12 protein-coding genes are annotated in these 12671 nt (G+C 61.8%); 2 read left to right on the top strand and 10 right to left on the bottom strand.

Going from position 1 to position 12671, the window contains the following annotated elements; genetic code table 11:
* The 3 genes from AC3RCP_RS02820 to AC3RCP_RS02810 are packed head-to-tail and all read right to left on the bottom strand — an operon-like array spanning position 1 to position 3972.
* Entirely contained in the window at positions 1-693 is a 693-nt protein-coding gene (locus AC3RCP_RS02820; RefSeq protein ID WP_492571689.1) for a cytochrome c oxidase subunit 3, read from the bottom strand.
* Positions 690-2465, bottom strand: coding sequence for a cytochrome c oxidase subunit I (gene ctaD / locus AC3RCP_RS02815; RefSeq protein ID WP_053259291.1), 1776 nt, complete (start codon positions 2463-2465; stop codon positions 690-692). The genes AC3RCP_RS02820 and ctaD overlap by 4 nt, the downstream gene beginning before the upstream one ends.
* Before the next feature lie 40 nt (positions 2466-2505).
* Positions 2506-3972 (bottom strand): c-type cytochrome, encoded by a 1467-nt coding sequence (locus AC3RCP_RS02810; RefSeq protein ID WP_492571690.1) that lies wholly within the window; start codon positions 3970-3972, stop codon positions 2506-2508.
* A 310-nt stretch (positions 3973-4282) separates the two neighbouring features.
* Here AC3RCP_RS02810 and AC3RCP_RS02805 point away from each other — a divergent pair, with 310 nt between their 5' ends.
* Positions 4283-4678, top strand: a complete 396-nt coding sequence (locus tag AC3RCP_RS02805) for a c-type cytochrome (protein WP_053259289.1) — start codon at positions 4283-4285, stop codon at positions 4676-4678.
* A 181-nt stretch (positions 4679-4859) separates the two neighbouring features.
* On the opposite strand, the gene AC3RCP_RS02800 is transcribed toward AC3RCP_RS02805, so the two are convergent.
* From AC3RCP_RS02800 to AC3RCP_RS02785, 4 genes are all read right to left on the bottom strand, one after another.
* Positions 4860-6164, bottom strand: a complete 1305-nt coding sequence (locus AC3RCP_RS02800) for an OprD family porin (protein WP_007922539.1) — start codon at positions 6162-6164, stop codon at positions 4860-4862.
* Positions 6165-6400: 236 nt separating this feature from the next.
* Positions 6401-6796, bottom strand: a complete 396-nt coding sequence (locus AC3RCP_RS02795) for a nuclear transport factor 2 family protein (RefSeq protein ID WP_007922537.1) — start codon at positions 6794-6796, stop codon at positions 6401-6403.
* A gap of 27 nt (positions 6797-6823) precedes the next feature.
* Entirely contained in the window at positions 6824-7519 is a 696-nt protein-coding gene (locus AC3RCP_RS02790) for a DsbA family protein (RefSeq protein WP_053259286.1), read from the bottom strand.
* Positions 7520-7562: 43 nt separating this feature from the next.
* Positions 7563-7775 (bottom strand): hypothetical protein, encoded by a 213-nt coding sequence (locus tag AC3RCP_RS02785; protein ID WP_157832231.1) that lies wholly within the window; start codon positions 7773-7775, stop codon positions 7563-7565.
* Between AC3RCP_RS02785 and AC3RCP_RS02780 the strand changes: the two genes are divergently transcribed.
* A complete protein-coding gene (locus tag AC3RCP_RS02780; RefSeq protein ID WP_101336529.1) occupies positions 7774-9867 on the top strand; it encodes a TonB-dependent receptor in 2094 nt (697 codons plus the stop codon). The genes AC3RCP_RS02785 and AC3RCP_RS02780 overlap by 2 nt on opposite strands.
* Before the next feature lie 314 nt (positions 9868-10181).
* Here AC3RCP_RS02780 and AC3RCP_RS02775 read toward each other — a convergent pair whose 3' ends face one another.
* The 3 genes from AC3RCP_RS02775 to aguB all read right to left on the bottom strand — a co-directional run bounded on the left by AC3RCP_RS02775 (position 10182) and on the right by aguB (position 12609).
* Positions 10182-10373: a hypothetical protein gene (locus tag AC3RCP_RS02775; protein WP_009041729.1), complete on the bottom strand. Its 192-nt coding sequence runs from the start codon at positions 10371-10373 to the stop codon at positions 10182-10184.
* A 246-nt stretch (positions 10374-10619) separates the two neighbouring features.
* A complete protein-coding gene (gene aguA, locus AC3RCP_RS02770; protein ID WP_150048480.1) occupies positions 10620-11726 on the bottom strand; it encodes an agmatine deiminase in 1107 nt (368 codons plus the stop codon).
* A gap of 4 nt (positions 11727-11730) precedes the next feature.
* The gene (gene aguB, locus AC3RCP_RS02765) at positions 11731-12609 is read right to left on the bottom strand and encodes an N-carbamoylputrescine amidase (protein ID WP_150048479.1); all 879 of its coding nucleotides are present in this window, start codon (positions 12607-12609) and stop codon (positions 11731-11733) included.
* Positions 12610-12671: the final 62 nt, after the last annotated feature.

The following is a 12671-nucleotide window of genomic DNA, read 5'->3' as shown; positions in this document are numbered from 1 at the left end:
TCACCTCAGGCCGCAGAATGCGGCGATGGCTTGATAGGTTTCCGGCGTGCTGGTCAGCAGGACGAAGAGGACGATCCACAGCCCCAGCAGGTAGTGCCAATAGATCGCGCAGAGCTCCACGCTGGGCGCCAGTTGCGACAGCGGAACGCGGCGCAGGAACCTGGCGCCGACTCTGCCCCACGCCACCAGGCCTCCCAGCAGGTGCAACCCGTGTACACCGGTCAGCAGATAGAAAAAGCTGTTGGCCGGATTGGCGGAGACAAAATAGCCCCAGTCGACGAACTGCTTCCAGACCCAGAGTTGCCCCCCGAGAAAGGCGATCGCGAAGACTCCGCCCAGGGCGAAGCCGAGGGTGGCCCCGTTCAATGCATCCCGCCGGGCGGCCAGCCGCGCCCACTGCAGGCTGATACTGCCCAGCACCAGCAGGAGCGTGTTCAGCCAGAGTTGCCGGGCACTGGCCAGCGGCGCCAGGGGCTCGGTCAGAGGCTGCCAGTCCGCCATTTGCGAACGCGCGATGAAGGCCAGCAGGAACAGCAGGAACAGCGAGGTCACCACCACCAGGAACATGCGCAGGCCCACTTTTGCGGCTTTCACCCTGTCCAGGCCTGCCGGTCCCCGAGAGTGGTCGGGGGGCTGGCTCCAACGGCCGCCGGCGCCGGCGCTTTCAGTATTTTTCAATAGCGGCCCGTTCATGGTCTTTCGCCCGCTATCCTGGCTTCTGCGCTGTTCTGCCTCATCTGCTCCAACTCCTGGGCAGAAACCGTCTGTGGCACGAAGTCCTGCTCTATCCCGGGCACGCTGTAGTCATAGGCCCAACGGTGCACCACCGGCAGCTCCGGCCCCCAGTTGCCATGTACGGGCGGAGTGTCCGGCGTCTGCCATTCCAGGCTGGCCGCCCCCCATGGGTTCGGGCCCGCCGGCTTGCCTTTGAAGGCGCTCCAGGCCAGGTTGAAGAGGAACAACAGCTGGCATACCCCGACCGTCAGCGCGACAACGGTGATGAACGCATTCAGCTGCTGCGCCGATTGCGGGATGAAGTCGTAGTTCTGCCAGGCGTAATAGCGCCGAGGCATGCCCAACAGCCCCAGGTAGTGCATGGGGAAGTAGATGCAGTAAGTACCCAGGAAAGTTATCCAGAAATGCAGCTTGCCCAGGGTGTCGTTCATCAGGCGCCCGGTGATCTTCGGAAACCAATGGTAGATGGCGCCAAATATCACCAGGATCGGCGCGACCCCCATGACCATATGGAAGTGAGCCACCACGAAGTAGGTGTCCGACAGCGGGATATCCACAATCACGTTGCCGAGAAACAACCCGGTGAGGCCACCGACCAGGAAGGTGACGATAAAGGCCAGGGCGAACAGCATCGGCACCGTCAGGTGGATGTCGCCATGCCACAGGGTCAGCACCCAGTTGTAGACTTTCAGCGCGGTCGGCACGGCGATGATCAAGGTGGTGGCGGCGAAAAAGAAGCCGAAGTACGGGTTCATCCCGCTGACGTACATGTGGTGCGCCCAGACCACGAAGCTCAGCACGCCGATGGCAATGATGGCCCACACCATCATGCGGTAACCGAAGATGTTCTTGCGCGCGTGGGTGCTGATCAGATCGGAGACCAGGCCGAACGCCGGCAGGGCGACGATGTAGACCTCCGGATGGCCGAAGAACCAGAACAGATGCTGGAACAGGATCGGGCTGCCACCCTGATGCGCGAGCTGCTGCCCCATGGAGATCACCGCCGGCATGAAGAAGCTTGTGCCCAGCAGCCTGTCGAACAGCATCATCACCGCGCTGACGAACAAGGCCGGAAAGGCCAGCAGGGCCAGGATCGAGGCCATGAAGATGCCCCAGACGGACAGCGGCATGCGAAACAGCGTCATGCCGCGCGTACGTGCCTGCAGCACCGTGGTCACATAGTTCAGCCCGCCCATGGTGGCGGCGACAATGAAGATCGCCAGCGATACCAGCATCAACACGATGCCCCATTCGGTACCCGGGGTGCCCTGGGTGATGGATTGCGGCGGATAGAGTGTCCAGCCCGCCCCGGTGGGCCCGCCCGGGACGAAGAAGCTGGAAAGCAGCACCAGGACCGAGAGCAGGTAGAACCAGAAGCTCAGCATGTTGACGTAGGGGAAGACCATGTCCCGGGCGCCAATCATCAGCGGAATCAGATAGTTGCCGAAGCCGCCCAGGAACAGGGCCGTCAGCAGGTAGATGACCATGATCATGCCGTGCAGGGTCATCGCCTGGTAATAGGTGCTGGCGTCCATGAACTCGAGGCTGCCGGGAAAGCCGATCTGCATGCGCATCAGGCCGGACAGCACCAGGGCGACGAGCCCCACGGAGATCGCCGTCAAGGAATACTGGATGGCGATGACCTTGTGGTCCTGGCTCCAGATATAGCGCGTGAAGAAGCTCTTCGGTTCGTGCAGGACTTCTGTTTCTGCATGCTCGACATAAGCCATCAGGTCATCCTCCGGTAAGTTTCGGAGCATTTCCGGCTAGTTACGGCGACTTGCCCGATTCCACCTTGCCGGCATCCGCGTCGACAGCAGCTTTCGACTTGATGAAGGCGATCAGGGCGTCCAGTTCCTTGTCATTGGGGGTAAAGGTCGGCATCACCGCGGCGTAACCCTTGACGATCGCAGCGCCGGGTTGGCGCACGGAATCCTTCAGGTAGCCCTCATCGACCTTGATCTGAGAACCATCGGCCAGGGTTTGCGTCTTGCCGTACAAACCCTGCCAGCCCGGGCCGATACCCTGGCTGCCATCGACGCTGTGGCAGGCCAGGCAACCCAGCGATTCGGCCAGCCGCTGTCCCTGCGCCGCCAGCTCATTCTGTGCGTCTGCAGGGCCTTGTTCTTTCTGCCCCACGGCACTCAGCGACTTGATGAAAGCCACCACGGCGGCCAGTTCATCTTGACTGAAAGTATAGGCCACCATGACCGGCGGATAGCCCTGGACCAGCCTGGCCTGCGGCTCGAGAATCGACTCCTTGAGGTAGGCTTCGTCGATCTGGACACTGCTGCCATCGGCCAGCTGTTCCGAGCGGCCGTACAGGTCCTTCCAGCCCGGGCCCAGGCTGGTGCTGCCGTCCTGGCTATGGCAGGCGCGGCAGCCATGGCTTTCCACCAGTTGGCGGCCTTTTTCCAGCAGGCTGTCCCGGCTCGGCGTGGCGACGTTCGTCAGCGTCTGGGCAAAGGTCGGCTGGCTGGCGAACCATTGGTCGAAAGCGCCCTGCTCCTCGACGACCAGATGGCCGCGCATGTTGTAGTGGCCCACGCCACAGTACTCGGCGCACAGCACTTCAAACTTGCCGAGCCGGGTCGGGGTGAACCAGAAGTGGGACACCATGCCCGGCACCATATCCATCTTCGCGCGCATCTGCGGAATATAGAAATCGTGCAGTACATCCTTTGCCCGCAGCAGGACTTTTACCGGCCGATCGATGGGCAGGCGCACTTCATTGTTCATGATCAGCACATCGTCCTGCCCGGCAGGGTCATTGCGATCAAGACCGAAGGGATTGCCGGGATCGATCCATTTGACATCCGCCTTGCCGAGTTTTCCGTCACGCCCGGGAAAGCGAAACGCCCACTGCCACTGCTGGGCAACCACTTCGAGCTGGGTAGCCTCTTGCGGCACCTGGACGAAATCGTTGTAGACCACCAGGCCGGGCGCGAGCATGCCGATGATGCCCAATGAAGTGAGGATGACCAGCCACCCTTCCAGCTTCCGGCTTTCCGGCTGGTAGTGCGCCCGGGCACCTTCGCGATGACGGAAGCGAATCACGGCGATGGCCATGAACAGCGTGATGGCGATGAAAAAGATTCCGGTGATGACCAGGGTGATCAGCAGCGTGGTGTCTATCGACCCCCAGTTGGAGGCAGCCGGCGTCATGTGCCAGGGAGCAAGCAGGTGAAACAGCACCGAAGCGACAACGACTAGAACCAGGATGATTGCTATCGCCATTTTCTCGTCTTCCTGTGCCGGTTGTTCTGTGGCCATGCAAACGCAACGTCGCCCAACCGCAGCGCCACACCGATGCCTAACCCTCCTCCCAAGCCTGCTGGAACATTGCCTCTATCCCCGGGGCAAATCTTCTGAAAAGTATAGTGCGCCTCGTCGGACGTGCGCCGCCGGGCCCCGACACGACACAAGGCCAGGAGGTTGTGGCATTACCACGTCCCTTTCCCCTGATGGCCATCCCCAACACCTGCCAACCATGCTCAAATAGCCCCCGCGTTTTTTGCCACCCGCCACATCCGATCCGGAGCCGAACATGAAAAACACCGCAGCCCTGACCTTGGCCCTGATGCTTAGCCTGCTGTCGCTCCATGCCCAGGCAGAAGCAGTGGGCGATGCCGAGGCCGGTGGCAAGCTGTTCAAGCGCATTTGCGGCGGCTGCCACAATATCGGGCCTTCGGTGCGCAGCTCTTTCGGGCCGCAGCTCAATGGCATTTTCGGGCGCACCGCGGGGAGCGTGGCGGACTATCACTACTCCGACGCGATGAAGTCCTCCGGCATCGTCTGGACCCGCGACAAGCTGGTCGCCTACCTCGAAGACCCAAAGGCCGTGGTGCCCGGTACGCGGATGATCTTCTGGGGGCTGAGCGATCAGGAGAAGATCGATAATCTGCTGGCTTATCTGCAGAGCTTTCAGGCGCAACAGCCCTGAGCGACCTGACAAATCAAAGCGGCCCCAAATCCTCAACGGGCGCTTCGCGCCCGATCGCAGCCTGGCGGCAGCGGCTACAGGGAGCCGCGGTGCTGGACGGGGCAACACCCACAAAAAAGCCCCGAACCAGTCGGGGCTTTTGCTATTGCCGGCCCAGTATCAGGCCGCGATCAGGCGTTTATCAGAACACGTTGATCGGGTAGTCGACGAACACACGCAGTTCGTTACCGCTGTCGTTGTAGCCACTGGATTTCTGCGATACACGCAGGATCGAGCTACGCACCTTGACGCTCAGGTCCTTGGCCGGGCCGCTCTGGACCACGTACTTGAACTGGTTGAAGATTTCGCGCTCGGTACCGCCGGTGGTGGTGGCGCCCTCACTGTTGGTGGCGGTGATGTTGTCACCACGCACATAGGCCAGGTTGTAGGTCAGGCCCGGTACGCCGAAGGCGCCGAAGTCCAGACCGTAGCCCAGCTGCCAGCTGCGCTCGTCTTCCGCGTTGAAGTCGGACCAGTAGGAGTTCGCCAGGTAGATGGTGTTGCCACCGTCGCCCACACGGTGCTGCTCTTTCTGGTAGCCGCCGTAGGCGTAGCCCAGGTTGCTGTCGCCGGTGCTGCGCTGGTGCGCCAGGGTGAAGGAGTGCGGGCCGGTGGCGTAGGTGGCTGCCAGGCTCCAGATCTTGTTGTCCTGGCCACCTGCTTCTTTGAACTCGGCGTAGGACTTGTCCAGCTTGGTGCGATAACCGTTGAAGTCGAAGGTCAGGGACTGATCTGTGGCCAGCGGGAACACGTAGTTCAGGTTCACGTACTGCTTCTTCAGCACGTCTTCGACGTCGGAAGCGTACAGCGAGCCCTTGAACTGTTCGGTGAACTGGTAGCTGCCGCCCAATACGTTGATCGACTTCAGGCCACCGCTGTCACGGCCTTCGGCGCTTTTACGCGACTCGGCGGTGAAACGACCGGCGTTCAGCTCCAGGCCCTTGATCTCTTTGGAGGTGATCAGGGTACCGGTGTAGCTTTCCGGCAGCAGACGACCATTGTCGTAGCTCAGTACCGGCAGGGCCGGCATCTGGTCACCGTAGGTCAGGACGGTGTTGGACAGGCGGAATTTGACCGCGGCGCCGGCCTTGGCCAGGTCTCCTGCCGGGCTCTTGTTGCCGCCTTCGCTTGGCTTGAAGAAGTCGATGCCCTGGCCGCCGCTGTGGCTGCCTTTATCCAGGCGCAGGCCGTACAGGCCGAAGGCATCGACGCCCACGCCGACGGTGCCTTGGGTGAAGCCCGACGAGAAGGTACCGATGGCCGCTTGACCCCACTCGCGCTGGTCATCGTTACCGTTCTTCTTGTCGCGATTGATGTAAGCGTTGCGCAGCAGAATTTTCAGGCTGCTGTCTTCGACAAAGCCCTTGGACTCAGCCTGGTCGTTAGCCATAACTTGAGTACTGCTCAGAATCCCCAGTGCGATCAGACCGATCCGCTTGTTCAACATTTTATTTTCCTTATTACGGGTTGATGACGCGCTGTGGTGCTCCTTTGAAACGGCGCTTAAGCGCTCTTTTTTCAGGCCAGAACAAAAAGACCCACCCACGAAGAATCGCGGTGGGCCTTTTATTATTGGAAGGTCATGGCCGTTGGCCACAGGCGTTGGCGCGAATCCTATCCGCGCCCTGAACAGTGTGTCAATTTCAAGAATCGTCTGAAAATAGGCAAAAATCGTCTAAGAACTTAACGATCCTTGATGGCCAATTGCACGGTATGGCTGTCGACGAACTGTTCGAAGTGCGTGACCTTGCCATCTTTCAACGTCCACAAATGGGCCACGCGGGCATTCAGCGGTTTGCCCGTGGCTTTATAGACGCCGCTGTAGTTGCCGTAGGCGAACACCTTGTCGCCCTGGGCCACATAGTTCTCGACAGTGAAGGCAAACCCCTCCCACTCGGTGGCCAGGCGCTTGAAGACATTCTCCACCACGGCATCGAAGCCGACGTAGGTGCCGGCGTAGGGAAAACCTGCCGCTTCGGTCCAGCGCGCATCCGCAGCCAGGGCGGCGGCGGTGTTTTTCGCGTTCTCCTGGGAGTTGGCGCCTTCGTAGGTGCTTTTGATCAGTGCCAGGTTATCCATGGGCGACTCCGCAAATTAAGTGGGGGTTCAAAGGGCGCAACCGTTCAGGCCACAGGCCTGCAGGCTAGGTGAAAGCTCGACCTCTGGCGAACCGAAGGCTTCGCTCAGCCAGGCGGCGAACGCTTGCGGCTTGCCCAGCCAGGGGCTGATATCGAGCAGCCTGAACTGACCGTCCTGCTCCAGCACCAGGGTCGGAAAACCCTGGCCACCGACCCGGGCCAACAAGGCACGGCTGGCCTTGATGTGCTCGTTCAGGCTGTTCGCCGCGGCGTACTCGAAGGCTTCCTCGAACTCGCCGCGCTCAAAGCCCAGGCCTTCGGCGAGTTCCAACAGAACATCGACATCGGCGATGCGGCGCCCTTCAACGTAGTGGGCCGTCTGCAAGCGCCCGAGCAACTCCAGGCCGCGCCCGGCGAGCGCCTGCGCCGCCAGTACCGCGGCAATCGGCGGGGCCGAATCGAACAGCGCCGAATAGTCGCGCAGCAAACCTTCGAAGTAAGCCTCGCCGAACGGCTGCCCGGTGTATTCGGCAATGCGCCGGTCATGGGGCATGACGTAGTCGCGCAGTTGCGGCGAAACCTGCTGGCAGTTGCGCCCGGTCATCATGCCGCCGCCATGGGCCACCACCGGCAGCACTGCCTGGGCCGCCTGCACCAGCGGTTTGGCGCCGTAGCACCAGCCGCACAAAGGATCGTAGATGTAATGAAGGGTCGCTGCCGACATGCAAGGCTCCGGGACAAAGGCCGATAAATTCGATGGCGGCAGACTATGCCTGTGGCCCACGGCGAAAAACGCTGGAATGGCTTTTAGTCTGTTTCGGGAATCGGTCGAATCGGCCGTGTATCCACTGCATTTCAATCAAGACACAAATTGAAACAATCCACCCAGGGAACTTTTCAAGAATAATTAACGAAAGTAAATAGCAAGCATTACCATTCGCGCCGACTGTTTCTTTCCCCTTCTGGATGCGTTTTTCCATGCCTGCCCCCTTCCGCCTGACTCCCCTCACCCTTGGCTTTTGCGCCTCGCTGACGGCCGGCTTCACCTGCGCCGCCCCGACCACCCTGCCGGCTACCGCCATCAGCGCGCAAGTCGATGCCGACGACCCACGGGTCAAGGAAGTCAGCACCGCGACCCGCACCGCCACGCCGGTGCGCTACGTGCCGCAAGCCATCGACTCGGTGAAGACCAGCAACCTGCTGGACTACGGCATCAACGACCTGGGCACGGCCTTGAGCGGCATTCCCAACGTCAGCAGCGGCGCCGACACCCGCTTCGACAGCCTGCGTATTCGCGGTTTCGACGCCAGCAACGACTTCTACCTCGACGGCGTCCGTGACGACAGCCAGTACGTGCGCGACCTGCACAACATCGAGCGCATCGAGGTGCTCAAGGGCCCGGCGGCGGTGCTTTACGGCCGTGGCAGCCAGGGCGGGATCGTCAACCGGGTGAGCAAGCTGCCGCAGTTCGGCCGCCACTCCAGCGTCGAAGTCAAAGGCGGCAGCGAAGACCTGCGCAGCCTGTATGCCGACCTCAGCGCCGACCCCAGCGAGAACATCAGCCTGCGCCTGAACATGGGCAACCAGGACAACAACAGCTTCCGCGACGGCGTCAGTGGCAGTCGCCAGCTGTTCGCGCCGTCCATGAGCTGGCAGCTGACGCCGGACCTGAACTGGCTGGTGCAGTACGAGTACAGCCGCTACAACCGCACGCCGGACCGCGGCATCCCGGGGATCGACGGGCGCCCGGCGGACGTGAGTCGCGACACCACGTACGGCGACCCGCGCGACTACATCGACGACAAGTCCCAGTCGCTGCGCTCCAAGCTCAGCTACGAGCTGAACGACAACTGGCAACTGCGCCATACCCTGAGCCTGTTCAAGCTCAACAGCGATTTCGACAACACCTACCAGACCGGCTACGACAGCCGCACCAAGCGGGTGAACCGCCAGCGCTGGCAGCAGGACCTGAACACCCGCAACCTCTACAACAACCTCGAAGTCGAAGGCACCTTCGATACCTTCGGCCTCGAGCACCGGGTGCTGACGGGTGTCGAGCTGGGCAGCCAGCGACGCGATCCTAAGCTCTATACCGCAGCGGCGGTCAGCGCCGGTGGCCAGGCCGTGCCGTCCCTGGACCCGTTCAACCCGGATAAAAACATGCGGCATACCGGGAAAATGGTGGCGTCCAGCTACAACCACAGCGAGGTGGAAAGCCGCGCCGTGTATGTCCAGGACCAGTTGCGCCTGAACGATCAGTGGCAAGTGCTCGCGGGCCTGCGCTACGACAACTTCAACGTCGAGACCCACAACAAACTGCTGGATATCAAGGACGACCGCGACAGCCACAGCACCAGCCCGCGCCTGGGCGTGGTCTGGACCCCGCTGGAGAACCACTCCTTCTACGCCTCCTGGAGCAAGAGCTTCTCGCCGGTCGGCGGTGGCCTGATCGGCATCACCCCCAATGCCAACGGCAACAGCAACGACCTGAGCCCCGAGCGCACCCGGCAGAAGGAAATCGGGGTCAAGAGCGACTGGCTCGACGACCGCTTCAGCACCACGCTCGCGGTCTATGAGCTGGAACTCTACAACCGTCGCAGCCGCAGCGTGGAAGACCCGAACGTGATCCTGCTGACCGGCCTGCAGCGCTCCCGCGGCGTGGAACTGACCGCCGCCGGCAAGATCGTCGGCAACTGGTCGATCCGCGGCGGCATCGGCCTGCAGGACGCGACGGTGGTCAAGAGCAACAACGGTGACGAGGGCAACCGGGTGAACAACGTGGCCAAGCGCAATGGCAGCCTGTTCGTGACCTGGAAGCCGGAAATGGGCTGGTACGCCGAGACCGGCCTGACCCTGGTGGGCGATCGTTATGCCGATAACGCCAACACCGTGATGCTTCCGGGTTATGGCCGCTGGGACGCCCTGGCCGGCTTCCGGCAGAAGGACTGGGACCTGCGGGCCGCGCTGAACAACATCAGCGACCGCACGTATTACTCCTCGGCCACCAGCGCCGGGCAGATCCAGTTCGGCGATCCACGCAGCCTGGTGGTAACCGGCACCTACAGCTTCTAAAAAGCAGCCATGGATACGGCCGCCATCGCCTGAGCGCGGTGGCCGGCTTTGCGTCCGCTGCGCGGCCGATCGCAGCCTTCGGCAGCGGCTACAAAAACCTCGACCTTGTACCCTGCTCACTCCCTGTAGCCGCTGGCGCAGCCTGCGATCGACGGCGCAGCCGGCGCAAAACCCGGCTACACCCTTCCTGCTGACGGATCGCGGTGGCAGATTCGCGTCCGCTGCGCGGCCGATCGCAGCCTTCGGCAGCGGCTACATTCGCGCAAAAAAAAGCGCTGCCATCCGGGCAGCGCTTTTATCAATCCGTTGTTTGCCTATCCTTCCAACACATCCCACAACGCTTCGAGTTCCGCCTCGCTGAACAAACCAGCCGGGTAACGATCGAGGATCATCCGGCGCGGGTCGGTTTCCCGGACCTGTCGCGTTCCATTGCACTTCAACCATTGCGCCAGAACCTGAAGCGACTCGCTATTTATTGCGGAAGTCCGCTCGCTGACCCTATTCATTTCCAGCGTTCTCTCCCGGTTTGTGAGCGGCTAACTTATCCAAGGTTTATGACAGAACATCGCAGTTCCACCCGCCTCGGATTGACCTCGCGAGAGATACAAGAGCTATGCCAAGGTCTCGCAATTGCCAGCTTCCGGATCCAAAAAAACCCGCAGTCCATCAGGGCTGCGGGCTTGCCGGGCGACGCCGGATTGGATCCATATAACCGCCCGTCAATCAGGCGTCATGGGCTGTTACAACAACACTCAAACCTTGTGCGGCGCCGGTTGCTGTTGGGTAAGGCAATGGATATTTCCGCCCCCCAGTAACAACTCGCGACCCGGCACCATCACCACTTCGTGTTGCGGGAACAGGTTCTGCAGGATTTCCTTGGCCTGGGCATCCAGGGGATCGTCGAAACTCGGGGCAATGATGCCGCCGTTGACGATCAGGAAGTTCACATAGGAACCGGCCAGGCGCACCGACGGATTACGCTCCTGGGTGCCATCCACCGGGTCGACGCCCGCGCACTCTTCTTCGGTGGCGTACAGCGGTCCGGGAATCGGCATCTTGTGCACCGTGAACGGTCGACCCTTGGCGTCGGTGCTGTCTTGCAGCACTTTCAGCGCCGCCTGGCAGCGCGGGTAGTTCGGGTCCTGCGGGTCGTCGGTCCAGGCCAGCAGTACTTCGCCCGGACGCACGTAGCAGCAGAAGTTATCCACATGGCCATCGGTTTCGTCGTTGTACAGGCCATCCGGCAGCCAGATGACTTTATCCACAGCCAGGTTGGCGCTGAGCACCGCTTCGATCTCGGCACGGTTCATGTGCGGGTTGCGATTGCGGTTGAGCAGGCATTCCTCGGTGGTGATCACCGTGCCTTCGCCGTCGACGTGAATCGAGCCGCCTTCGAGCACGAAGCCCTCGGTACGGTAACGCGGACTGCGCTCGATCTCGAGGATCTTGCCGCCGACCTGCGAGTCACGGTTCCACGGCGAATACAGGCCGCCGTCGAAACCGCCCCAGGCGTTGAAATCCCAGTTCACGCCACGGACTTCGCCCTGGTCGTTGATGACGAAGGTCGGGCCGGTATCGCGGACCCAGGCGTCGTCGCTGGACATCTCCACCAGGCGGATATTCGGCACGTCCAGGCGGGCCCGGGCGTTTTCATACTGGCCCGCGGACACTGCCACGGTTACCGGTTCGAAGCGGGCGATGGCCTTGGCCACCGCTACGTGCGCGGCTTGCGCCGGCTTGCCGCCCAGGCGCCAGTTATCCGGGCGCTCGGGCCAGATCATCCAGGTCTGGGTCTGCGTCGCCCACTCGGCGGGCATGTAGAAGCCGTCGGCGCGAGGGGTGCTGTGCAAAGTGGTCATGGGTTCAGGACTCCAGGGAACCGTCGAGGGTTTTGATCGCGCTGTACAGGTTCGGCCGACGGTCGCGGAACGAACCCCAGGCGCTGCGAATGTGTTCCAGCTCGTCGAGGTCGAAACTGTGGACAAGAATACCTTCTTCAGTCTCGTTCAGTTCTTCAACCTTCTCGCCGAACTGGTTGGCGATGAACGACGAGCCGTAGAAGGTGATGTCGTAGCCGTCCTGCTCTTCGTTGCCGATGCGGTTGCTGGCGATCAGCGGCATCAGGTTGGCGCCGGCGTGGCCTTGTTGCACGCGCTGCCAGTGGTCGCGGGACGAGATGCTCTTGTCGTGGGGCTCGCTGCCGATGGCGGTCGGGTAGAACAGAATCTGTGCGCCTTGCAGCGCCATGCTGCGGGCGCACTCGGGGAACCACTGGTCCCAGCAGATGCCCACGCCGATTTTCGCGTAGCGGGTGTTCCACACCTTGAAGCCGGTGTCGCCCGGATTGAAGTAGTACTTTTCGTGATAGCCGGGGCCGTCCGGGATGTGGCTTTTACGATAAATCCCGAGGTTGCTGCCGTCGGCGTCGATGATCGCGATGCTGTTGAAACGCGCCCGCCCGGCCAGTTCATAGAAGCTGATCGGCAGCACCACCTGCAGCTCCTTGGCGACTTTCTGGAAATGTGCGATGGCCGCATTGCTTTCCACCGGAGTCGCCAGCTGCAGGTAGTCCGGGTTCGGCTTCTGGCAGAAGTACGGGGCCTCGAACAGTTCCTGGATCAGGATGATCTGCGCGCCTTTGGCGGCGGCCTCGCGGACCAGCTTTTCCGCGGTCTCGATATTGGCTTCGAGGTCCCAGGAACAGGCCATCTGGGTTGCGGCGACGGTAACGATACGGCTCATGGATCATCTCCTGGGCAGCAGCAAAGGACCGAGGGTGGCATCGGTCGATGACAGAAAAAGGG

It is taken from the genome of Pseudomonas sp. GW822-FHT05A08 (assembly GCF_058800485.1).
Note: the sequence above shows the minus strand (reverse complement) of the source record. Positions and strands in the feature narration are given on the sequence as shown.

What these genes read in the sequence shown, in the direction of transcription:
- AC3RCP_RS02820 (WP_492571689.1), bottom strand. Translation starts at nt 693, where the DNA reads ATGAACGGGCCGCTATTGAAAAATACTGAAAGCGCCGGCGCCGGCGGC.
- ctaD (WP_053259291.1), bottom strand. Translation starts at nt 2,465, where the DNA reads ATGGCTTATGTCGAGCATGCAGAAACAGAAGTCCTGCACGAACCGAAG.
- AC3RCP_RS02810 (WP_492571690.1), bottom strand. Translation starts at nt 3,972, where the DNA reads ATGGCGATAGCAATCATCCTGGTTCTAGTCGTTGTCGCTTCGGTGCTG.
- AC3RCP_RS02805 (WP_053259289.1), top strand. Translation starts at nt 4,283, where the DNA reads ATGAAAAACACCGCAGCCCTGACCTTGGCCCTGATGCTTAGCCTGCTG.
- AC3RCP_RS02800 (WP_007922539.1), bottom strand. Translation starts at nt 6,164, where the DNA reads ATGTTGAACAAGCGGATCGGTCTGATCGCACTGGGGATTCTGAGCAGT.
- AC3RCP_RS02795 (WP_007922537.1), bottom strand. Translation starts at nt 6,796, where the DNA reads ATGGATAACCTGGCACTGATCAAAAGCACCTACGAAGGCGCCAACTCC.
- AC3RCP_RS02790 (WP_053259286.1), bottom strand. Translation starts at nt 7,519, where the DNA reads ATGTCGGCAGCGACCCTTCATTACATCTACGATCCTTTGTGCGGCTGG.
- AC3RCP_RS02780 (WP_101336529.1), top strand. Translation starts at nt 7,774, where the DNA reads ATGCCTGCCCCCTTCCGCCTGACTCCCCTCACCCTTGGCTTTTGCGCC.
- AC3RCP_RS02785 (WP_157832231.1), bottom strand. Translation starts at nt 7,775, where the DNA reads ATGGAAAAACGCATCCAGAAGGGGAAAGAAACAGTCGGCGCGAATGGT.
- AC3RCP_RS02775 (WP_009041729.1), bottom strand. Translation starts at nt 10,373, where the DNA reads ATGAATAGGGTCAGCGAGCGGACTTCCGCAATAAATAGCGAGTCGCTT.
- aguA (WP_150048480.1), bottom strand. Translation starts at nt 11,726, where the DNA reads ATGACCACTTTGCACAGCACCCCTCGCGCCGACGGCTTCTACATGCCC.
- aguB (WP_150048479.1), bottom strand. Translation starts at nt 12,609, where the DNA reads ATGAGCCGTATCGTTACCGTCGCCGCAACCCAGATGGCCTGTTCCTGG.